Below are 22,316 nucleotides of genomic sequence, written 5' to 3' on the forward strand. Positions count from 1 at the left end.
CGGTGGTCCGGACACGCGGGTCCTCGCACGTTCCGGCCGGGGCTGGGGCGCCCGGTCGCGACGACGAGGCGGACCCCGGCCGCCACTCCACCTCGCGACCCTCCCACCTCACGGTTCCCCCTTATATGGGGCATACAGGCTTCTGTCGGGCTTCTCAGGGCGCCCTCAGCGCACTCTCATGTACGGGCCCGAGAGTCGGCACCATGACGGACCACTACCGCAACGGCGACGACGGCACCCACCCCACCCACGCGTACCCCCCGTACCGGTACGCGGGCTCCGGCGAGGGGGCGTACCCGCCGCCGCCCCCGCACGCTCCGGCGGCGCCCGCCCCCGCCCCCGCCCACCGGGCTCGCGCCAGGCGGCCCGTCGCGCTGATCGCGGCCGTGGCGATCGTGGCCGCGGCCGTCGGCGGCGGGGCGGCGACGCTCGTGGAACGGCTCACGGCGGGGAGCGCGCCCGGCACGTCCAGCGGTGTCAACGGAACGACGGTGTCCCAGAGCAGCAAGGGCACCGTCGCCGGTGTCGCGCAGGCCGTCTCCCCCAGCATCGTGGAGATCAACGCCTCGACCGGCTCCGGCGAGTCCACCGGCTCGGGAGTGATCGTCTCCGCGGACGGCGAGATCGTGACCAACAACCACGTGATCGCGGGCGCGGACACCGTCAAGGTCCGGCTCAGCGACGGCAGGGCGTACACCGCGGACGTCGTCGGCACCGACCCCGACAAGGACCTCGCACTGGTCGCGCTGCGGGGCGCCAAGGGTCTGAAGGCGGCCGCCCTCGGCGACTCCGGCGCCGTGAAGGTCGGCGACGAGGTCGTCGCGATCGGTTCCCCCGAGGGCCTCACAGGCACCGTGACCAGCGGTATCGTCTCGGCCCTCGACCGGGACGTGACCGTCGCCAAGAGCGAGGGGCAGGGGCGGGGGCGGCAGGACCCGCGGGGGAACTGGCCCTTCGAATTCGGCGGCCGGGAGTTCAACGGGGACACCGGCGACTCCAAGACCACCTACAAGGCCATCCAGACCGACGCCTCCCTCAACCCCGGCAACTCCGGCGGCGCGCTGATCAACATGAACGGCGAGATCATCGGAATCAACTCTGCCATGTACGCGCCGAGTTCGGCGTCCGGCTCGACCGCGGGCAGCGTGGGGCTCGGGTTCGCCATCCCCATCGACACCGTCAAGGCGGACCTGGAAAGCCTCCGCTCCGGCGGCGAGTCCTGAGCACGTGCGAGGCTGGGGCCATGACCTCCACACCGGATGACGGCGGACGCATCCTCGTCGTCGACGACGAGCCCGCAGTACGCGACGCCCTCCAGCGCAGCCTCGCTTTCGAGGGGTACGCCACCGAGGTCGCGGTCGACGGCGCCGACGCGCTGGCCAAGGTGGAGTCGTACCGGCCGGACCTGGTCGTCCTGGACATCCAGATGCCCCGCATGGACGGACTGACCGCCGCGCGCAGGCTGCGCTCCGCCGGCTCCACGCTGCCGATCCTGATGCTGACCGCCCGGGACACCGTCGGCGACCGCGTCACCGGACTCGACGCCGGGGCCGACGACTACCTGGTGAAGCCGTTCGAGCTGGACGAACTGCTCGCACGGATCAGGGCACTGCTGCGGCGCAGCTCGTACGCGGCCGCCGGGACCGGCGCGGAGTCCGGCGAGGTGCTGTCGTTCGCCGATCTCCGGATGGACCTGGCCACCCGCGAGGTCACCCGAGGCCCGCGCCGGGTCGAGCTGACCCGCACCGAGTTCACCCTGCTGGAGCTGTTCCTGGCTCACCCGAGGCAGGTGCTGACCCGTGAGCAGATCCTGAAGACCGTCTGGGGCTTCGACTTCGAGCCGAGCTCCAACTCGCTGGACGTCTACGTCATGTACCTGCGCCGCAAGACCGAGGCGGCCGGAGAGCCGCGCCTGGTCCACACCGTCCGCGGAGTGGGCTACGCCCTGCGGGAGGGGTCCCCGGAGTGATCCGCAGATTCCGTGCCCTCCCGCTGCGGTCGCGGCTCGCGCTGCTGACGGCCACGGCCGTGGCGGCCGCGGTGGCGGCGGTCGCCGTCGCCTGCTGGCTGCTGGCACGGGCGCAGCTGCGCGACGAGCTCGACACCTCGCTGCGGAACACGGGCGCGCCTCCCGACTCGATCGCGACCGCCCTGGCGGCGTGCCGCGCCCCGGACCGCGCACAGACCACCGAGCGCAAGGCGTTCGCGTACATCCAGGTCATCGGTCCCGACGGTACGCGCTGTGTCACGCCGTACTCGGAGCCGGTGAAGGTGAAGCCCGCGGACATCGCGGTCGCCCGGGGTCTCAAGCAGGACGTCCTGCACGGCAGCACCACGGACGACGGAGACGAAGTGCGGGTGCACACGCTCAACGACGCGCCGAACGGCCGTAGGCAGGTCACCGTCATGGTCGCCCGGCCTCTCCACGAGATCGACACCGCGCTGAACCGGCTCGCCATCCTCCTCACCTCCCTCGCCGGCGCCGGCGTCGTCGCCGCCGGAGCCGCCGGGCTGTGGGTCGCCCGCACCGGTCTGAAGCCCGTCGACCGGCTCACCGACGCCGTCGAGCACGTGGCCCGCACCGAGGACCTGACCGTGCGGATCCCGGTGGAGGGCGAGGACGAGATCGCCCGGCTGTCGCGCTCCTTCAACCAGATGACCGCCGCGCTGGCCTCCTCCCGCGACCGGCAGGCCCAGCTCATCGCGGACGCCGGACACGAGCTGCGCACCCCGCTGACCTCGCTGCGGACGAACATCGACCTGCTGGTCCGCAGCGAGCGGACCGGCCGGGCCCTGCCGCCCGACGACCGCGCGGCGCTGCTGGCCTCCGTGAAGGCGCAGATGTCCGAGCTGGCCGCGCTGATCGGCGATCTGCAGGAGCTCTCCCGGCCGGACAGCGCGGCGCCCGGCCCGGTCCGGGTCGTCGCGCTGCACGAGACCGCCCGGACCGCGCTGGAGCGCGCCCGGCTGCGCGGCCCCGAGCTGAGGTTCGCGGCCGAGCTGCGGCCCTGGTACGTACGGGCCGAGCCCGCGGCACTGGAACGGGCCGTCGTCAACGTGCTGGACAACGCGGTGAAGTTCTCGCCGCCTCGCGGAGTGGTCGAGGTGGGGTTGGACCGCGGAGTGCTGACGGTGCGCGACCACGGACCCGGGGTGCCGCCGGAGGAACTCCCGTACGTCTTCGAACGGTTCTGGCGTTCCCCGTCCGCCCGCGCGCTGCCCGGCTCCGGCCTGGGGCTGTCGATCGTGGCCAGGACCGTGCGACAGGCGGGCGGCGAGGTGGAACTGCGTCCGGCGGAGGGCGGCGGCACCGTGGCGGTGATCCGTCTGCCGGGGGCGCCCACAGCGCCGCCGGAGGCGCCGTCAGTTGTGCCGGATGAGCGAGTCGACCAGCCCTGACCGGGTGTCGGGGAAGTCGAGCACGACGATTCCGAGCCCCTTCCAGCCGCTCGCCGTGCCGTCCAGGAAGCGGTGGACGCGCGGGTTGAGGTCGTCCGAGTTCCACCTCGGCGGAAGATACGCCGAGGTGCTGACGAAGTTGACGAACAGCTTGCCGGGCTGCTCCACGGCCTTGCGCAGATGGGCCTCGACCTCGGGGTACTTGTCCCAGGGCGGGGCGTTCCAGTCGTCCTGGGTGTCGAAGACCCCGCCGTCCCACCACTTCAGACCGGGCAGCCCGCCGTTGTCGGCGATCAGGACGACCTTGCCGCGGGCCCGGCCGAGGGGTGGGAGGGCGTCGCCGATGTGGAACAGCGAGCGCCAGCCCCGTACGTCGAGGTAGTTGTCGAAGATGGCGCGGAAGGAGGCGTCGCTCACCCCCGAGTACTCCTGCTTCACCCGCATCAGGACGGTCTCCGAGGGGTGCGCGTGGAGGAAGTGGTGGCAGGCGACGAGGACGTCGCCGAACATCATGTTCTGGTACGAGGGCCCGTGGTGGATGGCGAACGAGCCGTCGATGGCCCGGCAGCGTACGTCCAGGAAGCGGATCCCCGAGTCCAGTTGCTGGGCGATGGTGGTGTTCTGGCATTCCGACCAGGGTCCGCCGAAGCGTGCGCCGGAGTCGTGGGTGCCGGGGATGGTCAGCGTCCGCAGCGCCCTGGCGTCGTCGAAACCGGCCATCCAGTCCTGCGGGCCGAGTGCCCGCCGCGGCGCGGCCGCCGCCGGGCCCGGTGCGCCGATGAGGACGGACGCGGAGGCCACCGCCGCGCCCGTGAGGAAACCACGTCTGGTCAGGGACATGCTCGCCGTCTCCTTCGTCGGCCTCCGCGATGTGGGGGGTCGCGGTCGGCAACCGGATGATTGCAGACATGCCCATGACAGAAAATGAGTCGGACGGAAGCCCCTGAAAGAACCGAGGGGCGGCGGACCGGTGGTCCACCGCCCCTCGGCATGCGCCGGGTCAGCCGGTCACCTGACGACCGTGATCCGGCCCGTGGCCGGCGGCGCCAGCGGGGCGCTCGGGCTGGAGTGCGCGGCGAAGTAGGCGTTGAGCAGGTCCAGGTCGGACGCGCCCACCAGCTTGTTCTTGTGCTCCTTCAGCACGGCGAAACCGTCGCCGCCGCCCGCGAGGAACTCGTTCATCGCTACGCGGTAGGTCCTCGCCGGGTCGATCGCCTCACCGTTCAGCTTCACGGAGCCCGTCACGATCCGGTCGGCACCGGTCCTCGTCATGTCCAGGGTGTAGGTGAAGCCCTCCGACACCTGCAGGATCTTCGGCGCGGCCTGGTTGGGGCCGCTGACCTGCTGCTGCAGTGCGGTGATCAGCTGGGCACCGGTGAGGTCGACCGCCGTCATCATGTTGGTGAACGGCTGCACGGTGAAGGCCTCGCCGTAGGTCACGACGCCGTCGCCCTCGCCACCGGACGCCTTGTGGACCAGGCCGGCACGGATGCCGCCCGGGTTCATCAACGCGAGCTGCGCGCCGCCCTTGTCAGCCGGAGCCATGCCCTCCAGCTGGGCGTCCGCGATCAGGTTGCCGGCCGGACGCTCGGGCGAGTCGGCGGGGTTCTCGATGTCCGCGGAGATGTAGCCGACGGGCCTGTTGGCGATCGGTGCGGCCAGCGTGTTCCAGCGGTCGATGAGCCGGGTCATGTCCGCGGCCTTGGGCACGTCACGGGTGACGACATGGTTGGCGGACGCCACGGACGTGCGCACGATGTCGCGGGTGCGGCGGTCGTACGTGAGCGTCGTGTCGGTGTAGAGCTTGCCGAACGAGGCCGCCGAGGTGACCGTGCGCGGCTTGCCGGACGGGTCCGGGATCGTGCACGCGTACGCCTGGTGGGTGTGGCCGGTGACCAGGGCGTCGACCTGGGGGCTGACCTTCTTGGCGATGTCGACGATCGGGCCGGAGATGCCGTCACCCGGACCGGGGCTGTCGCAGTCGTAGTTGTACGAGCCGGAGGCCGGGGCGCCGCCCTCGTGCAGCAGGGCGACGATCGACTTCACGCCCTTGCGCTCCAGCACCTTGGTGTACTTGTTGATCGTCTCGATCTCGTCGCCGAACTTCAGGCCCTTGATGCCCTCGGCGCTGACGATGTCCGGGGTGCCCTCCAGGGTGACGCCGATGAAGCCGATCTTCACCCCGTTCTTCTCCCAGACGAAGTACGGGTCCAGGACCGGGCGGCCGGACTTCTCGTTGGTGACGTTGGCCGCGAGGTACGGGAAGCGCGCCCCGCGGAAGGTCTTCGGCCTGCCGTCGGCCTTCTTCTCGTAGCAGCCCTCGACGGGGTGGCAGCCGCCGTTCTGCAGCCGGGCGAGCTCCTTGGCCCCCTCGTCGAACTCGTGGTTGCCGACGGAGGTCACATCGAGCTTCAGCTTGTTGAGCGCCTCGATGGTCGGCTCGTCGTGGAAGAGACCGGAGAGCATCGGCGAGGCGCCGACCATGTCGCCAGCCGCGGCCGTGATCGAGTACCTGTTGCCCTTGCGGGCCTCGCGCAGATGGGTGGCGAGGTATTCGGCGCCGCCCGCGTCGATGGTGCGGGTGGTGCCGTCCTCGTTGGTGTGGGTGACCCGGCCCGCCGAGCCTGCGGGCGGCTGCAGGTTGCCGTGCAGGTCGTTGAAGGACAGCAGCTGGACGTCGACGGTGCGGCCGTAACCGTGCCCGTGGCCGTGGCCGTGTCCCTTGTCGCGCTCGTGAGCCCCGGCGGGCATCGCGGCGACCAGTGCGCCGACGGTGGTCAGTCCGGCGGCGGCCGCGAGTACGCGGCGGCGCTTCTGGTGCGATGTCGCTGGCATCTGTCCCCTTGTCAGTTCAGCGTGAAACGACTGTCCTCAGCCGGGCAGCCTAGAGTCAACGCGCGTAGCGCAACAGGGGGTAGCGGGTTACGAGCTGGTATCCGATCGGGTTCGGCCCGGCGCCGTACCCTCGTCGTATGACTGACGCAGCTCCCGCAGCCATCGAGCCCGGCCGGCAGATCAAGACCCTCGACGAGCTCACCCCCGAGCTGGCCGACGACGTGCTCGGCCTGCTGTCCGTCGCCGCCCGCGCCGACGGAGTACAGGCCGTCTCCGAACAGGGCCGGCTGTATCTGCGCCACGGCCGGCGCGAGGGGGTACGGCACTTCGTGCTCACCGTCGCCGGGGACCTCCGCGGGTACGCCCAACTGGAGGGAACGGACCCGGTGGAGGCCCCCGCGGCCGAGCTGGTCGTCCACCCGGCGCACCGCGGCCGCGGCCACGGCCGGGCCCTCGGCAACGCGCTGCTCGGCGCGTCCGGCAAGCGGCTGCGGATGTGGGCGCACGGCGGCAAGTCCGCGGCCCGCCATCTCGCCCAGGTGCTCGGTCTGACCCTGTTCCGTGAACTGCGCCAGCTGCGGCGCCCGTTGAGCCCGCTCGACATTGCGGAACCGCCCCTTCCGAAAGGTGTGACGGTCCGCACCTTCGTCCCCGGCCAGGACGACGCCGCCTGGCTCGCGGTCAACGCCTCGGCCTTCGCCCACCACCCCGAGCAGGGCTCGATCACCCAGCGCGACCTCGACGACCGCAAGGAGGAGGCCTGGTTCGACCCGAAGGGCTTCTTCCTCGCCGAACGCGGGGGCGAGATCGTCGGCTTCCACTGGACGAAGCTCCACGCCGAGGACCAGCTCGGCGAGGTGTACGTGCTGGGCATCCGCCCCGACGCCCAGGGCACCGGCCTCGGCAAGGCCCTGACGGCGGTCGGACTGCGCCATCTCGCGGCACAGGGCGTGCCGACGGCCATGCTGTACGTCGACGCGGACAACCCCGCGGCCCTGCGGGTGTACGAGCGGCTCGGGTTCACCACGCACGAGGTGGACCTGATGTACCGCACGGAGACCTGAGCGGCACTCGCCGCGCGGAGACCGGCACGTCCGCACGGAGGCGGAAGCAGGGGGCGGTTGACACCGCCCCCTCTCTCGCACCCACCTTTCACTACTTGATTAGTGAAAGGGTGGTGAACGTGCTCGACTACCGGATCGACCGGCGCAGCGGCATCGCCACCTACCTCCAGATCGTCCAGCAGACGAGGCAGGCCCTGCGACTCGGCCTGCTCCGGCCCGGCGACCGGCTGCCGACGGCCCGTGAAGTGGTGGAAGCGACCGCCATCAACCCGAACACGGTGCTGAAGGCCTACCGGGAGCTGGAGCGCGACGGCCTGGTCGAAGCCCGCCGCGGGCTCGGCACGTTCGTCCGCCGGACGCTCGGCGCCGCGGGCGCCGACACCCCCTGCGCGGCGAACTCGCCGACTGGGCGGCGCGCGCCCGCGCGGCGGGACTGGACCGCGAGGACGTGGCCGCGCTCTTCACCGCGGTACTGGACGAGCACTTCACGCATCCCCAGGGGGACGACACATGACCGACACCGCCATCGAGGCGACCGGACCCGGCAGGAGCTTCCGGCGCCGATGGGCCCTGCGCCACTGCTCCTTCCGGCTTCCCGCGGGCCGTATCTGCGCCCTCGTGGGCCCAAACGGAGCGGGCAAGTCCACACTGCCGGCGCTCGCGGCGGGCCTGCTTCGTCCGACCGAGGGCAGCGTCCGCATCCTCGGCACCGACCCCGCGGCCGCTCGTGAACGGCTCGCCTACGTCGGCCAGGACAAGCCGCTGTTCCCCCAGCTCACCATCGCCGAGACCCTGCGCTTGGGCCGTGAGCTCAACCCCGGCCGCTGGGACGACGGCGCCGCCGCGCGGATCGTCGACGCCGGTGAACTCGACCCGGCCGCCCACGTCCGTACGCTCTCCGGCGGCCAGCGCACCTGAGCTCCGCCGCCGGCGCGATCGCCTGGCTGCCTCTCCCGGTGGCGTTCTACGCGGGTACCGCCCTCTTCGGCTCGGAGCTGGAACGCGGTACGGCCGGGCTCGCGCCTGGACCCGGTCCGTCCCCCCGGCCCGCTGGCTCGCTGGCCCGGCGCGCTGCTGGCCGCTGGACGCAGGACGCACGGTGCTGTCCCTGCTCTACCGGTGGGCCCGGCGCGCGGGGCCCGGGAATCTGATCGGCGACCGCTGGTACTACACGGACGTCTTCCTGACCCTGGGCCCTTCGGTCCTCGCGTACGGACCGCTCGCCCTCGCGGCCAGCGCGCTCGCGGGCCTGCTGCAGCGGCGCGCCCTCCCCGCCGGGGCCCTCGCCCTCGGGTTCACCGGCTTCGTATGGCTGGCCTTCGACGGCCTGAGAGACCGCCTGTGGCCGACGGCGCAGATCGTGTGGAGGAAGTCGCGGGGTGAGCTCGGCAACGGTGCCTGGCAGATCGAGTACGGCCTGGTGACCCCCGCCGGGGAGCGCGTCCCGGAGTGCTGGACCCGGACGGGGACGTCCGCCTACTGTCCTCCCGGGATCCGCGAGTGGTACGCCGTCTACCACCCGCCCGCCCACTTCTGGCCGATCCAGCTCGTCGAGCCGGGCATCGTGCCGGCACTCGCGGCCGTGGCCAGGTACGCGGCGTTCGCCGTGCTGCGTCGGCGGCACGGCTGACAACTCGCCGCCCGCGCGCCCGTGGTGGACGGGGGTCACCACCACCGCTCGGGCGGTGGCACGACACACGAGATGCCCGGCGGGTATCCCGTACGTCATGTTCTCGTTACCGGCCATTCAGCGACCCTTGCAACCCTCACGGAATGCAGCCCGCTGTGCCCCCCGCCCCGCGGAACGGGCGTTCCCACCCCACCAGGCCCCGCTCCGGCGCGACCGGTCACCCCTTTGCGCGGAACAATGGGTCCATGAGCCAGCAGCCCGCCGAGGTACCGGTCCAGAACGCCCAGCCGTCCGTCGGATCCATCGCCGCGCACCGCCCCCACACGGTGTCGGGCGCGGTATCCGACCTGGAGCCCGACATCGACGCCGACCTCGACGCCTACGAGGCCCAACCCGAGGACGCGGAGCTGCCCCAGGGACGCTTCCTGGACCGCGAGCGCAGCTGGCTAGCGTTCAACGAACGGGTCCTGGAACTCGCCGAGGACCCCGCCACACCGCTCCTCGAACGGGCGAACTTCCTGGCGATCTTCGCCTCGAACCTGGACGAGTTCTTCATGGTCCGGGTGGCCGGACTGAAGCGCCGCATCGCGACCGGCGTCGCCACCCGCTCGGCCTCCGGACTGCAGCCCCGCGAGGTCCTGGAGCTGATCTGGAACCGCTCCCGCGAGCTCATGGCCCGGCACGCCGCCTGCTTCCAGCAGGACGTCGCCCCGGCCCTCGCCGACGAGGGCATCCACCTCATCCGCTGGCCCGAGCTCACGGAGAAGGAGCAGGCCCGCCTGTTCACCCTCTTCCGCCAGCAGATCTTCCCGGTGCTCACTCCGCTGGCCGTGGACCCCGCGCACCCCTTCCCCTACATCTCGGGCCTGTCGCTGAACCTCGCCGTGGTCGTCCGCAACCCGGTCAGCGGCCACCGCCACTTCGCCCGGGTGAAGGTGCCGCCGCTGCTGTCCCGCTTCCTGGAGGCCTCGCCCCAGCGGTACGTGCCGCTTGAGGACGTCATCGCGGCCCACCTGGAGGAGCTGTTCCCCGGCATGGAGGTGCTCGCGCACCACATGTTCCGGGTGACCAGGAACGAGGACCTCGAGGTCGAGGAGGACGACGCCGAGAACCTCCTCCAGGCCCTGGAGAAGGAGCTGCTGCGCCGCCGCTTCGGCCCGCCGGTCCGGCTGGAGGTCGAGGAGTCCATCGACCCGTACGTGCTGGACCTGCTCGTCCGGGAGCTGAAGATCTCCGAATCCGAGGTCTACCCGCTGCCCGGCCCGCTGGATCTGACGGGCCTGTTCGGGATCGTCTCGCTCGACCGGCCCGAGCTGAAGTACCCGAAGTTCATCGCCGGCACCCACCGCGACCTCGCCGAGGTCGAGTCGGCGTCGGCGCCCGACATCTTCGCCGCGCTGCGGGAGCGGGACGTACTCCTGCACCACCCGTACGACTCCTTCTCCACCTCCGTCCAGGCGTTCCTGGAGCAGGCGGCGGCCGACCCGGACGTCCTCGCGATCAAGCAGACGCTGTACCGGACCTCAGGCAAGTCGCCGATCGTGGACGCCCTGATCGACGCCGCCGAGTCCGGCAAGCAGGTCCTCGTCCTCGTGGAGATCAAGGCCCGCTTCGACGAGCAGGCCAACATCAAGTGGGCCCGGAAGCTGGAGGAGGCGGGCTGCCACGTGGTCTACGGCCTCGTCGGCCTGAAGACCCACTGCAAGCTGTCGCTCGTGGTGCGCCAGGAGGGCGACGTCCTGCGCCGCTACTCGCACGTCGGCACCGGCAACTACCACCCCAAGACCGCCCGGCTGTACGAGGACCTCGGTCTGCTCACCGCGGACCCGCAGGTCGGCGCCGACCTCTCCGACCTGTTCAACCGGCTCTCCGGGTACTCGCGCCGCGAGACGTACCGCCGGCTGCTCGTCGCCCCGAAGTCGCTGCGCGACGGACTCGTCGCCCGGATCAACAAGGAGATCGTCCACCACCGGGCCGGCCGCCCCGCGTACGTCCGCATCAAGGTCAACTCGATGGTCGACGAGGCCGTCATCGACGCCCTGTACCGCGCGTCCCGGGCCGGTGTCCCGGTCGACGTGTGGGTCCGCGGGATCTGCGCGATCCGGCCGGACGTCCCGGGCCTGTCCGAGAACATACGGGTCCGTTCCGTCCTCGGCCGTTTCCTCGAGCACTCCCGGATCTTCGCCTTCGGCAACGGCGGCGAACCCGAGGTGTGGTTCGGCAGCGCCGACATGATGCACCGCAACCTCGACCGCCGTATCGAGGCACTCGTCCGGGTCACCGACCCGGCCCACCGCGCGGCCCTGACCCGGCTGCTGGAGACCGGAATGTCCGACTCCATCTCGTCCTGGCACCTCGGCCCGGACGGCGAGTGGAGCCGTCATGCCACGGACGCGGACGGGCAGCCACTGCGGCACATCCAGGAGATGCTCATAGACGCCCGGAGGCGCCGGCGTGCACAACCATGACCTTCCCCTGGCGCCGCGGGGGGCCGGCGCCGACCAGGTCCTGGCCGGATATCTGCAGGAACAGGCCGGCGACTTCCTCCGCAGTCTGCGGCTGCACGGCGAAAGCGGTGCGGACACGCAGGGAGCGGCGGAGGCCGCCAGGGCCCTGCGGCGGGCGGCACGCCGCATCCGCGGCACGCTCCACACCTTCCGTTCCCTGCTGGACCAGGCCTGGGCGGACCAGCTGCGCACCGAGCTCGCCTGGCTGTCCGGCGTCCTCGCCGAGGAACACGCCTGTACGGCACGGCTGACCCGGCTGCTCGAGGCCCTGGCCCGACTCTCGGGCACCCAGCCGGTCCCGACCGCCCGGGCCGCGGACGGCGACGCCCGGGCGGTCGCGCCGGCGGACGGCGCTCCCGCGGTCCCCGCCGAACGGCCACCCGTGACCGAACGGCCCGTCCGCGGCGCCCTCACCGTGGGCGGCGCCCGCGCCGGGGCACTGCTGGAGCGGCAGCTGACGCTCGGCCGCACCCGGGCCCACTCCGCCGCCCTCCAGGCACTCGGCTCCTCACGGTTCCACGCGGTCGCGGACGCCGTCGCCCTGCTCGCCTCCGAGGTACCGCTGGCCCCCGCCGGGGCGCCCGGCGCCGCCCTCGCGACGCACGCGGAGGTCGCCGAGCGCAGGCTGCTCGACGCGGTCACCGCGCTGCCGCTGACCCGCGCGGCCCACCCGTACAACGCGGAAGCCCTGGTCCACGGCCTCGCCACCGCCTCCGCCGGCGAGGCGCAGGACGCTCCCTGGCACCAGGTGCGGCACCTGCTGCGGCTCCACCGCTACGCCCAGGAGGTGCTGTATGCGAAAGACGGCACCGGCCCCGGTCGGCGGCTCACCGCCGCGGGCCGCACCCTCGACCGGCACCACGACGCCGCCGAGGCGGCCGCGGCCGCCGCCTCGGCGGCCCGCACGCCCCGCATCGCGCCTGCCACCGCGTACGCCCTCGGCGTGCTCCACGCCGACCAGCGCCACGAGGTCGAGGCCGCCCGCTTCGCCTTCCAGCGGACATGGCGGGAATCGCCTCCCGGACCGGACGGACCCCGGGACGAGCACGCGCTGGCCACGCCATGAGCACCGCCCCCGACGGCACCGTCCTCGCGGCCGGCTGCGTCCTGTGGCGCCGCTCCCCGCAGACGGCGGGAGGAATAGAGATCTGCCTGGTCCACCGCCCCAGGTACGACGACTGGTCGCACCCGAAGGGCAAGCTCAAGCAGGGCGAGCCGGCACTTGAGGGGGCCCTGCGCGAGGTCCGCGAGGAGACCGGACACCAGGGGGTGCCGGGCCCGGTCCTGCCGACGGTCCGCTATCTCGTCGCCGGCCGCCCCAAGCAGGTCAGCTACTGGGCCGCCGAAGCCCCCTCGCCGGGTGACTTCACCCCCGGCCACGAGGTCGACCGCATCGCCTGGCTGTCCCCGGACGCCGCCCGCCGCCGGATCACCGAGCCGCGCGACCGGACCCTCGTCGACGCCCTGCTGAAGGCCATCGACACCCGCTGACCAGGGATCGAGCACCGCGCCCCGCGCAGGAGCCGCGCAACCCCGGCACCGGGCCCCGGTCGCGCCACCGGGCCGGGCGTGCGAAGCCGCCGAGCCCGGCCCGCGACTGCCCGCCGGAGCCCGAGGTCACGCCCCGATAAAGGCGGAACTTCTTTGTCCGGCAGGGTTCACCTCCCGTTCACCACGCCCCGTCGGCCGCTTCACCTGATCTGCCTAATTTCGGGCTTACCCGGTGACCGGCAGAGTGCCGCGCCACCCACCCCGACACACGCCGCCGTAGAACGACGAAGGCAGACCGAGCCCCGTCCGCGACCCGGCGGCTTCTGGAAGGAACACCCGAAAGTGAAGCTTCAGCGCAAGAACGGGCTTCGCGCCACCGCGCTCGGCGCCCTCGCCGTGTCCGGCGCCCTGGTCCTCACGGCGTGTGGTTCGGACGACAACACCGGCGGCACCGGCGGCACCGGCGAGAAGACGAGTGCCGCGTCGAACATCAAGTGCGACGAGGCCAAGGGCCAACTGATGGCGTCCGGTTCCAGCGCGCAGAAGAACGCCATGGACCTGTGGGTCAAGAACTACATGGCCGCCTGCACCGGCGTCGAGGTCAACTACAAGTCCTCCTCCTCCGGTGAGGGCATCGTGGCCTTCAACCAGGGCACCGTCGGCTTCGCCGGGTCGGACTCGGCCCTGAAGCCCGATGAGGTCGCCGAGTCCAAGAAGGTCTGCAAGACCGGCCAGGGCATCAACCTGCCCATGGTCGGCGGTCCGGTCGCCATCGGCTACAACCTGCCCGGCGTCGACAGCCTCGTCCTGGACGCCCCGACCGTCGCCAAGATCTTCGACACGAAGATCAAGAAGTGGAACGACCCGGCGATCGCCAAGCTGAACCCGGGCGTCGAGCTCCCCGACACCACCATCCAGGCCTTCCACCGCTCCGAGGACTCCGGCACCACCCAGAACCTCGGCAAGTACCTCGGCAAGGCCGCCCCGAACGACTGGAAGTACGAGGCCGAGAAGAAGTGGCCCGCCCCGGGCGGCCAGGCGGCCCAGGGCTCCTCCGGCGTCGCGGCCCAGGTCAAGCAGGTCCCGGGCGCCATCGGCTACTTCGAGCTGTCCTACGCCAAGTCGCAGGACATCCCGGCGGTCTCGATCGACACCGGCGCCTCCGCGCCGGCCGAGGCCACCTCCGAGAACGCGTCCAAGGCCATCGCCGCCGCCAAGATCAAGGGCACCGGCAAGGACCTGGCGCTCGACCTCGACTACACCACCAAGGCCGAGGGCGCCTACCCGATCGTCCTGGTGACCTACGAGGTCGTCTGCGACACGGGCAACAAGCCCGAGACGCTCGGCACGGTCAAGTCCTTCCTCAGCTACGCGGCCTCGGACGAGGGCCAGAAGATCCTCACCGACGCCGGCTACGCCCCGATTCCGACCGAGATCAACGCCAAGGTCCGCGAGACGGTCAACGGCCTCTCGTAACCGACCGGCGTCCGCGACGGCGACGGCCGGCCCCGAGAACCACTCCGGGCCGGCCTCCCCGCCGTCACCCTCCGGTGCACCGCCGCCAGGGGAACCGCGACCCGCGGGCCCTTCCCCCACCCAGACCGGAAAGATCATGGCTTCCACCACACCCACAGAGACACCACCGGTACCTCCGGCCGCCACCCGCCGCGCCGCGTCCACCGGCCGCGTGGGGGACAAGGTCTTCCTTGGCCTCTCCCGTGGATCGGGCATCCTGCTGCTCGCGATCATGGCGTCGATCGCCGTGTTCCTCGGCTACCGCGCGGCCCTGGCCATATCCAAGGACGAAGGCAACTTCCTCACCACCTTCGACTGGAACCCCGCGGGCGACCCGCCCGTCTTCGGCATCGCCGTCCTGCTCTTCGGCACCGTCGTCAGCTCGATCATCGCGATGGCCATCGCGGTCCCGATCGCCGTCGGCATCGCCCTCTTCATCTCCCACTACGCACCCCGCCGACTCGCCGCCCCGCTCGCCTACGTGGTCGACCTGCTGGCCGCCGTGCCGTCGATCATCTACGGCATCTGGGGAGCCCTCTTCCTCGTCCCCTACCTGGGGGGGCTGAACCTCTGGCTCGACGAGTACCTGGGCTGGACGTACGTCTTCGACAAGACCGAGGTCGGCGTCGCCCGCTCCCTCTTCACCGTCGGCATCCTGCTCGCGATCATGATCCTGCCGATCGTGACCAGCGTGAGCCGCGAGGTCTTCCTCCAGGTCCCGCGGATGAACGAGGAGGCCGCGCTCGCGCTCGGCGCCACCCGCTGGGAGGTCATCCGCATGTCGGTGCTCCCCTTCGGCCGCTCCGGCGTCATCTCCGCCTCGATGCTTGGCCTCGGCCGCGCGCTCGGCGAGACGATGGCCGTCGCCACGGTGCTCTCCCCGAGCTTCCTCATCTCGCTCCACGTCCTGGACCCGGGCGGCGGAACGTTCGCCCAGAACATCGCCGCGAAGTTCGACGAGGCCAACGAGTTCGGCCGGGACGCCCTGATCGCCTCCGGTCTGGTCCTCTTCGTGCTCACCCTGCTGGTCAACGGCGCCGCACGGCTGATCATCGCGCGCCGCAAGGAATACTCGGGGGCGAACGCCTGATGAGCCACGCAACCATCAAGGACACCCGCGCCACCGAGCCCACCCCCCGTCGGGGGAACACCCTGAGCCGCCGCGGACTGCCCCGCTGGGCCCAGCCCGCCTTCGCGGTCGTCTCCGTCGCCCTCGGCTGCGGCCTCGGCGTGGCCGCAGGCTGGGAGAGCCGCGTCCAGTGGGGCCTGGTCTCCGCCCTGCTGTTCGTCGCCATCTCCTACGCCACCACCTCGGCCGTCGAGAACCGCCGCCAGGCGAAGGACCGCCTCGCCACCAGCGTCGTCTGGGTGTGCTTCGTCCTCGCAGTGGTCCCGCTGTTCTCCCTGATCTGGGTCACGGTCAGCCGCGGTCTGAAGGCCCTCGACGGCTACTTCCTCACCCACTCGATGGCCGGCGTCCCCGGCTTCGAGCCCGGCGGCGGCGTGTACCACGCCCTGATCGGCACCCTGGAGCAGGTCGGTCTCGCGACCCTGATCTCCGTGCCCGTCGGCCTGCTGACCGCCGTCTACCTGGTGGAGTACGGCAAGGGCGGCCTGGCCAAGGCCGTGACCTTCTTCGTCGACGTCATGACCGGCATCCCGTCGATCGTCGCCGGCCTCTTCATCCTCTCGATCATGCTGCTGGCCGGCTGGGCCCCGTCCGGGTTCATGGGCTCACTCGCCCTGACCATCCTGATGATCCCGGTCGTCGTCCGGTCCACCGAGGAGATGCTCAAGCTCGTCCCGAACGAGCTGCGCGAGGCCTCCCTCGCCCTCGGCGTCCCGAAGTGGCGGACGATCACCAAGGTCGTCATCCCGACCGCCGTGGGCGGCATCTCGACCGGTGTGATGCTGGCCGTCGCCCGCATCGCGGGTGAGACCGCGCCGATCATGCTGCTCGTATTCGGCAGTCAGCTGATCAACACCAACCCCTTCGAAGGCGCCCAGTCCTCGCTCCCCTTCTACATCTGGGAGCAGTACCGGGTCGGCAGCGAGGCGTCGTACGACCGCGCCTGGGCAGCGGCCCTGGTGCTGATCGCCTTCGTCATGATCCTCAACCTGGTGGCCCGCGGCATCGCCCGCTGGAAGGCCCCGAAGACCGGCCGCTGAGCGCGCGGCGATTTGGAAGTGACTGAGTAATGGCCAAGCGAATCGACATCAGCGGACTGTCCGCCTTCTACGGCTCCCACAAGGCGATCGAGGACATCTCGATGACCGTGGAGCCCCGCTCGGTGACGGCCTTCATCGGCCCCTCCGGCTGCGGCAAGTCGACGTTCCTGCGCACCCTGAACCGCATGCACGAGGTCACCCCCGGCGGCCGGGTCGAGGGCAAGGTGATGCTGGACGACGAGAACCTGTACGGCAAGGACGTCGACCCCGTCGCGGTGCGGCGCACCGTCGGCATGGTGTTCCAGCGCCCCAACCCGTTCCCGACGATGTCGATCTTCGACAACGTCGCGGCCGGCCTGCGGCTGAACGGCTCGTACAGGAAGAACGAGCTCAACGACGTCGTCGAGCGCTCACTCAAGGGCGCCAACCTCTGGAACGAGGTCAAGGACCGCCTCAACAAGCCCGGCTCGGGCCTCTCCGGCGGTCAGCAGCAGCGTCTGTGCATCGCCCGCGCGATCGCCGTCGAGCCGGACGTCCTGCTGATGGACGAGCCCTGCTCGGCGCTCGACCCGATCTCCACGCTGGCGATCGAGGACCTGATCGGCGAGCTGAAGGAGCGCTTCACGATCGTCATCGTGACGCACAACATGCAGCAGGCGGCTCGCGTCTCCGACCGCACGGCGTTCTTCAACCTCTCGGCGGTCGGTCAGCCCGGCAAGCTCATCGAGATAGACGAGACGGAGCGGATCTTCTCCAACCCGTCCGTCCCGGCGACCGAGGACTACATCTCGGGCCGCTTCGGCTGAGCACCCCGTACTGCCCTGCGGTGCTGCATGGCGGTGCCACCGCAGGGCGAGCGGTCGGCCCCCTCTCATCCGAGCGGGGGCCGACGTCTTGCCGCCCCCGGTCTGCGGGGTCCGCCTTCCGTGCACGGGGGCGTCGCGCGTACGCCCACGGCCCAGCCCCTTCGCCACCGGAGGCGCACGCCCGGTGCGGGCCGCACACCACGCCCGGCCCGTCGGGCCCTCGGGACCAGGTCCGGGGGAGTTCGAAGACGGACACACACCGGCCGCGGCATGCAAACGCCGCGCCCCGGAACGGGGCGCGGCGCACGCGAGACGTCATGCCAGGGACGGCCTCGGCCCCACGCGGTGCTAGCCGAAGGCCAGGTTCACGATCCAGAAGCTCAGCGCGGCGACGAACGCCGCGGCCGGCATCGTGATGAACCACCCCATCACGATGTTCTTCGCGACGCCCCACCGCACCGCGTTCACCCGCTTCGTCGCCCCGACACCCATGATCGCCGAGGTGATCACATGCGTCGTGGAGATCGGCGCGTGGAAGAGGAACGCCGAGCCGAACATGATCGACGCACCGGTCGTCTCCGCCGCGAACCCCTGCGGCGGGTCCAGCTCGATGATCTTGCGGCCGAGGGTCCGCATGATGCGCCAGCCGCCCGCGTAGGTACCGAGCGACAGCATCACCGCACAGACGACCTTCACCCACACCGGGATGGGGTCGCCGTAGTCCTCGACATCGGCGATGACCAGCGCCATCACCACGATGCCCATGGTCTTCTGCGCGTCCTGGAGACCATGGCCGAGGGCCATGCCCGCCGCGGACACGGTCTGGGCGATACGGAAGCCTCGCTTCGCCTTCGCCGGGTTGGCCCGCCGGAAGATCCACATGATCGAGGTCATCACGAGGTAGCCGACGAGCAGACCGACCACGGGGGAGACGAACATCGGGATGACGACCTTGTCGAGCACCCCGCCCCAGATGACCTCGGTGCCTCCGGCCAGCGCCGCACCCACCATGCCGCCGAAGAGGGCGTGCGAGGACGACGAGGGCAGACCGAAGTACCAGGTGATCAGGTTCCAGATGATCGCGCCGACCAGCGCCGCGAACAGGATGCCCATGCCCCGGTCGCCCTTGGGCGTCTCGATCAGGCCCTCGCTGACGGTCTTGGCGACGCCGCTGCCGAGGAACGCGCCCGCGAGGTTCATCACCGCGGCCATCGCCAGGGCGGCGCGCGGTGTCAGGGCACGCGTCGACACGGAGGTGGCGATCGCGTTCGCCGAGTCGTGGAAGCCGTTGGTGTACGTGAAGAAGAGCGCGACCCCGATGGTCACGACCAGCGCGAAGGTGTCCACGTCCGCTCAGGACTCCTTGACCGCGATGGTCTCCACCGTGTTGGCCACGTGCTCGAACGCGTCCGCGGCCTCCTCGAGAACGTCGACGATCTGCTTGAGCTTGAGGACCTCGATGGCGTCGTACTTGCCGTTGAAGAGGTGGGCGAGGAGCTTGCGGTGGATCTGGTCCGCCTGGTTCTCCAGACGGTTCACCTCGATCCAGTACTCGGTGAGGTTGTCCATGGTCCGCAGGTGCGGCATGGCCTCCGCCGTCAGCTCGGCGGCCCGGGCCAGCACCTCGATCTGCTGCTCGACACCCTTCGGCAGCTCCTCGATGTTGTAGAGGACGACGAGATCGACGGCCTCCTCCATGAAGTCCATGATGTCGTCCAGCGACGACGCGAGGGAATAGATGTCCTCACGGTCGAAGGGCGTGATGAACGAGGAGTTCAGCTGGTGGAAGATCGCATGGGTGGCGTCGTCCCCGGCGTGCTCCGCTGCGCGCATCCGTTCCGCGATCTCGGCACGGGCGGGACCGTCCGCTCCGAGCAGTTCCATCAGGAGTTTCGAGCCCGTGACGATGTTGTCCGCGGACGCGGCGAACATGTCGTAGAAGCTCGTCTCCCTGGGGGTCAGACGAAATCGCACGTGGGGTCCTCGGGGTACTGGGTCTTCGGTCAGGCTGATGCTAGGCGCATCGTCCGGCCACGACTAACCGGCGTCCCCTCAGTGTCGCCCATGGAGAAGAGGGAGCAGCACGGGGCCCTGCCCGAACCGCCAGGGATCGGTACCATATACCCACGAGGGGTATACCGGACAGGTCTGCGGGAGGACCGATGACGACCACGGACACGACCGGCGGACTTCCGGTCGCAGCTCACGAGGAATCCAGCCACGACCAGGGCGTCCACGGCTACCACAAGCAGAAGGACGAGCACCTCAAGCGGCTGCGCCGGATCGAGGGCCAGATCCGCGGACTGCAGCGCATGGTCGACGAGGACACGTACTGCATCGACATACTCACGCAGGTCTCCGCCTCCACGAAGGCGCTGCAGTCCTTCGCACTGCAGCTGCTGGAAGAGCACTTGCGCCACTGCGTCGCCGACGCCGCACTCAAGGGCGGCGACGAGATCGACGCGAAGGTCGAGGAGGCGACGAAGGCGATCGCCCGCATGATGCGGACGTGACCCCCGCCCGCCGGGGGGCCGGTCTCGGCGGTCGCGCCGGCCGGCCTCACTCGCCGTCGGTCATGATGACGTGGACGTTGAGCACCTCGTCGATCCGGTCGGGGCTGAGCCGTTCCCCGTCCGCCGCCGAGGCCGCGATCATCAACTCACCGCACAACTCGATCTCGGCGAGGGCGACGTGGTCCTGGACTGTCGGCGTACTGGCGGGAGCCACGTGCATTCACCTCTTCCGGCCGGTGTCGGCTTCCTAGCGTAGGGAGCGGGATACACACCGCGCATGGCACGTCCGGACCATTTACCGACCCCCCGGTGCCTACATCCGGACGCGGCCGGCGTAGATGTCGCCCCGGCCGGGGAGGCGCACCACGACGGGGGCACCGAACTCGTACAGCAGGGTCGTGGAGGCCACGGCGACCGTTCTGCCCTGGTTCGCGAAGCTGAACTGGTGGCGCACCTTGCGCAGCCGCCCCTCGGAGTCGAGATAGGCGTCGAAGGGCACGGCGTCCTGGGCGAACCCCTTCGCCGCCGCGGCGAGCGCCCCCCGCGCGTGCGGGGACGCGGCCCTCGCGGCGTGCGCGAGGTCCGTGGTGCCGCGGTAGTGGGTGACCCGCACCCCCGCCAGATCCTCGTGCCCGACGACGGTCGCACTCCGCGCCCCGCGCAGCAACTCGGCCGCGGCGGCCGGGTCGGTCGCACCGCCGGTGACGAGATTGCCGTCCGTCAGCGTGGTCGTGTCCACCCTCACCCATTTGTCCGGCGGCACCCCGGCACCTCGGTCCTTCATGTACAGGGCACCGGGAGCGAGCAGCTCGGTGATCGGCTGATGACCGCTGGATCCGGCCGGGTCGTTGGGGAGGACCACGCGGAGCCGGCCCATGGCACGCCGGAAGTCGTACCCACCCTCGCCGCGGATGGTGACCCGGGTCCCGCCGGCGACCGTCTCCATGGCGGTGCGGGCCTTCGCCGTACCGGCCTCGGCCAGTACGTCGGCGGCCTTCCTGACACTGAGGAGGGGATCCGCACCGGCTCGGGCGTCGGCGACGGCGTCCCCGCCGCCCGAGCAGCCCGCGGTCCCGGTCACGCCCATCACGGCGGCAGCGGCACATGCGCCGCGCCTGAGCCAGTGCTGCTGCACCACCATCGCCTGTCAACCCCCAACACGCTCGCCGCTGTCCCGCATAACGACCGGTACCGTGGAAGGGTGCGCACGTCCGCCCACCACACCACGACCGTCGAACGGGGTTCGTTCGCGCTGGCCCGCTGCTCCTGCGGCTGGACGGGACCCGCCCGTCGCTCCCGGGAACGCGCCCGCATCGACGCGAGGGGGCATGAGACGCCGACGCCCACCGGGGCCTGAGAAGCACTCGGCCCGCCCGGCACCCCCAACCGCCCGGAGACCGGGGGCGATCGACCGGAACGCCCGGACGGAACCGGTCCCGCCGGTCGGTAAGGCCGCGATCGTCGCTCGTGCGGGAGGTCGGGAACCGGCGGGCGCGCCGAGCAGACGGGAACCGGGCGGCCGGCGGGCCGAGAGTTCGGAGACGGTCGGGAACCGGCGGGCGCGCCTGGCAAGTCAGGGGGATCCGGGGCCGGGGGCCGGGCGAGCGCGCCGGAGGGGCCCCGTCCGGCTACGCCGCCAGGTCGTTGCGCCCGGGCCGGACGGCGGGCTCCGGAATGTCGAGCAGCTCGTGCTGCTGGTCCTGCGTCACCGCCCGGCGCGACCGCACGAGTCGGCCCGCGACACCCGAACGGGAGACCGCCGACACCAGCGGGGTGAGCAGGGCCTGCGCCGGCGGGGCGAGGAGCAGCACCACGGCCGTGCCGAGCGCGAACCCGCCGACGACGTCGGTCGGGTAGTGGACGCCCATGTACACCCGGCAGAAGCCCTCGGCGAGAGCGAGGCCGATCGCCGCGAACCCGAAGCGGCGGTTCGCGACGAACACCCCGACGCCGATGGCCATCGCCATCGTGGAGTGGTCGCTGACGAAGGAGAAGTCGGTCTTGCCGGCGACCAGGACCTCGAGCCCCTGATGGTCCAGGAACGGTCTCGGCCGTTCCACGAACCCGCGGATCGGCACATTGACCAGCAGGGCTAGGCCGGCGGCCAGGGGTGCCCAGACCAGCGCGGCGACCCCGGCGACCGAGTCCTCGGCCGTGCCCCGTCGGCGCACGCTCCACCAGCACCACAGCGCCACGAGGACGAGGGCGAGCATGATGCCGTACTCGCCGACGAATCCCATGACGCGGTCGAACCACGGCGGAGCCGACCGGGCCAGTCCGTTGATGTCGTAGAGCAGGCCGACATCCGGATTCACGCCGTCGAGTGCGAGTCCAGCCATCTGCTGCGGCCCCTTGCCTGTGTGTCGAAAGCCACGGCGCACGCCCGT

At 71.2% G+C, this 22,316-nt stretch carries 21 protein-coding genes and 2 pseudogenes; 16 read left to right on the forward strand and 7 right to left on the reverse strand.

Annotated elements, in window-relative coordinates; all coding sequences use genetic code 11:
- Positions 1–203: 203 nt before the first annotated feature.
- The 3 genes from QMZ92_RS23295 to QMZ92_RS23305 are packed head-to-tail and all read left to right on the forward strand — an operon-like array spanning position 204 to position 3,399.
- Positions 204–1,223: a S1C family serine protease gene (locus QMZ92_RS23295; protein ID WP_283299370.1), complete on the forward strand. Its 1,020-nt coding sequence runs from the start codon at positions 204–206 to the stop codon at positions 1,221–1,223.
- Between the two features lie 20 nt (positions 1,224–1,243).
- Positions 1,244–1,969, forward strand: coding sequence for a response regulator transcription factor (locus QMZ92_RS23300; RefSeq protein ID WP_283299371.1), 726 nt, complete (start codon positions 1,244–1,246; stop codon positions 1,967–1,969).
- Positions 1,966–3,399, forward strand: coding sequence for a sensor histidine kinase (locus tag QMZ92_RS23305; RefSeq protein WP_283299372.1), 1,434 nt, complete (start codon positions 1,966–1,968; stop codon positions 3,397–3,399). The genes QMZ92_RS23300 and QMZ92_RS23305 overlap by 4 nt, the downstream gene beginning before the upstream one ends.
- Here the strand turns inward: QMZ92_RS23305 and QMZ92_RS23310 are convergent.
- Both QMZ92_RS23310 and QMZ92_RS23315 read right to left on the reverse strand, forming a co-directional pair.
- On the reverse strand, positions 3,364–4,239 hold the full coding sequence (locus QMZ92_RS23310) for a phosphatidylinositol-specific phospholipase C (protein WP_283299373.1): 876 nt from the start codon (positions 4,237–4,239) through the stop codon (positions 3,364–3,366). The two genes, QMZ92_RS23305 and QMZ92_RS23310, sit on opposite strands and share 36 nt — an antisense overlap.
- A 168-nt stretch (positions 4,240–4,407) precedes the next feature.
- Complete coding sequence (locus tag QMZ92_RS23315) at positions 4,408–6,234, reverse strand: bifunctional metallophosphatase/5'-nucleotidase (RefSeq protein WP_283299374.1); 1,827 nt, start codon at positions 6,232–6,234, stop codon at positions 4,408–4,410.
- Between the two features lie 137 nt (positions 6,235–6,371).
- On the opposite strand from QMZ92_RS23315, the gene mshD reads away from it, so the two are divergent.
- From mshD to pstB, 11 genes and pseudogenes are all read left to right on the forward strand, one after another.
- Positions 6,372–7,298: a mycothiol synthase gene (gene mshD / locus QMZ92_RS23320; RefSeq protein ID WP_283299375.1), complete on the forward strand. Its 927-nt coding sequence runs from the start codon at positions 6,372–6,374 to the stop codon at positions 7,296–7,298.
- A gap of 119 nt (positions 7,299–7,417) precedes the next feature.
- A pseudogene (locus QMZ92_RS23325) lies at positions 7,418–7,812 on the forward strand (GntR family transcriptional regulator).
- Positions 7,809–8,213, forward strand: a pseudogene (locus QMZ92_RS23330) (ATP-binding cassette domain-containing protein); the annotation flags it as partial. The pseudogenes QMZ92_RS23325 and QMZ92_RS23330, both read left to right, overlap by 4 nt.
- Entirely contained in the window at positions 8,161–8,928 is a 768-nt protein-coding gene (locus tag QMZ92_RS23335) for an ABC-2 membrane transporter-related protein (protein WP_502962119.1), read from the forward strand. The pseudogene QMZ92_RS23330 and the gene QMZ92_RS23335, both read left to right, overlap by 53 nt.
- Before the next feature lie 245 nt (positions 8,929–9,173).
- On the forward strand, positions 9,174–11,396 hold the full coding sequence (locus tag QMZ92_RS23340) for an RNA degradosome polyphosphate kinase (protein ID WP_283299377.1): 2,223 nt from the start codon (positions 9,174–9,176) through the stop codon (positions 11,394–11,396).
- Positions 11,383–12,501, forward strand: a complete 1,119-nt coding sequence (locus QMZ92_RS23345; protein WP_283299378.1) for a CHAD domain-containing protein — start codon at positions 11,383–11,385, stop codon at positions 12,499–12,501. Before QMZ92_RS23340 ends, QMZ92_RS23345 begins: the two co-directional genes overlap by 14 nt.
- Positions 12,498–12,926, forward strand: coding sequence for an NUDIX hydrolase (locus QMZ92_RS23350; RefSeq protein ID WP_283299379.1), 429 nt, complete (start codon positions 12,498–12,500; stop codon positions 12,924–12,926). The genes QMZ92_RS23345 and QMZ92_RS23350 overlap by 4 nt, the downstream gene beginning before the upstream one ends.
- 342 nt (positions 12,927–13,268) lie before the next feature.
- Positions 13,269–14,402 carry a phosphate ABC transporter substrate-binding protein PstS gene (pstS, locus tag QMZ92_RS23355; protein ID WP_283299380.1) on the forward strand — a complete coding sequence of 378 codons (1,134 nt, stop codon included), beginning with the start codon at positions 13,269–13,271 and terminating at the stop codon, positions 14,400–14,402.
- Between the two features lie 136 nt (positions 14,403–14,538).
- Positions 14,539–15,531 (forward strand): phosphate ABC transporter permease subunit PstC, encoded by a 993-nt coding sequence (gene pstC / locus QMZ92_RS23360; RefSeq protein WP_283299381.1) that lies wholly within the window; start codon positions 14,539–14,541, stop codon positions 15,529–15,531.
- Positions 15,531–16,610 (forward strand): phosphate ABC transporter permease PstA, encoded by a 1,080-nt coding sequence (pstA, locus tag QMZ92_RS23365; RefSeq protein ID WP_283299382.1) that lies wholly within the window; start codon positions 15,531–15,533, stop codon positions 16,608–16,610. The genes pstC and pstA overlap by 1 nt, the downstream gene beginning before the upstream one ends.
- 29 nt (positions 16,611–16,639) lie before the next feature.
- Positions 16,640–17,416 (forward strand): phosphate ABC transporter ATP-binding protein PstB, encoded by a 777-nt coding sequence (gene pstB / locus QMZ92_RS23370; protein WP_283299383.1) that lies wholly within the window; start codon positions 16,640–16,642, stop codon positions 17,414–17,416.
- A gap of 348 nt (positions 17,417–17,764) precedes the next feature.
- Here pstB and QMZ92_RS23375 read toward each other — a convergent pair whose 3' ends face one another.
- Positions 17,765–18,763 carry an inorganic phosphate transporter gene (locus tag QMZ92_RS23375; RefSeq protein ID WP_138054447.1) on the reverse strand — a complete coding sequence of 333 codons (999 nt, stop codon included), beginning with the start codon at positions 18,761–18,763 and terminating at the stop codon, positions 17,765–17,767.
- Between the two features lie 6 nt (positions 18,764–18,769).
- On the reverse strand, positions 18,770–19,390 hold the full coding sequence (locus tag QMZ92_RS23380; protein WP_027731940.1) for a DUF47 domain-containing protein: 621 nt from the start codon (positions 19,388–19,390) through the stop codon (positions 18,770–18,772).
- A 188-nt stretch (positions 19,391–19,578) separates the two neighbouring features.
- On the opposite strand from QMZ92_RS23380, the gene QMZ92_RS23385 reads away from it, so the two are divergent.
- Complete coding sequence (locus tag QMZ92_RS23385) at positions 19,579–19,929, forward strand: metal-sensitive transcriptional regulator (protein ID WP_283299384.1); 351 nt, start codon at positions 19,579–19,581, stop codon at positions 19,927–19,929.
- Positions 19,930–19,975: 46 nt separating this feature from the next.
- Here the strand turns inward: QMZ92_RS23385 and QMZ92_RS23390 are convergent, their stop codons facing one another.
- Both QMZ92_RS23390 and QMZ92_RS23395 read right to left on the reverse strand, forming a co-directional pair.
- The gene (locus QMZ92_RS23390) at positions 19,976–20,143 is read right to left on the reverse strand and encodes a hypothetical protein (protein WP_171053027.1); all 168 of its coding nucleotides are present in this window, start codon (positions 20,141–20,143) and stop codon (positions 19,976–19,978) included.
- 99 nt (positions 20,144–20,242) lie between these two features.
- The gene (locus QMZ92_RS23395; RefSeq protein ID WP_283299385.1) at positions 20,243–21,070 is read right to left on the reverse strand and encodes an SCO4651 family lipoprotein; all 828 of its coding nucleotides are present in this window, start codon (positions 21,068–21,070) and stop codon (positions 20,243–20,245) included.
- A gap of 60 nt (positions 21,071–21,130) precedes the next feature.
- Here QMZ92_RS23395 and QMZ92_RS23400 point away from each other — a divergent pair, with 60 nt between their 5' ends.
- Positions 21,131–21,286: a hypothetical protein gene (locus QMZ92_RS23400; protein WP_283299386.1), complete on the forward strand. Its 156-nt coding sequence runs from the start codon at positions 21,131–21,133 to the stop codon at positions 21,284–21,286.
- 271 nt (positions 21,287–21,557) lie between these two features.
- Here the strand turns inward: QMZ92_RS23400 and QMZ92_RS23405 are convergent, their stop codons facing one another.
- A complete protein-coding gene (locus tag QMZ92_RS23405) occupies positions 21,558–22,268 on the reverse strand; it encodes a phosphatase PAP2 family protein (RefSeq protein ID WP_283299387.1) in 711 nt (236 codons plus the stop codon).
- Between the last annotated feature and the right edge of the window lie 48 nt (positions 22,269–22,316).

Source organism: Streptomyces sp. HNM0645, assembly GCF_030056615.1.
Taxonomy (GTDB): domain Bacteria; phylum Actinomycetota; class Actinomycetes; order Streptomycetales; family Streptomycetaceae; genus Streptomyces; species Streptomyces marianii.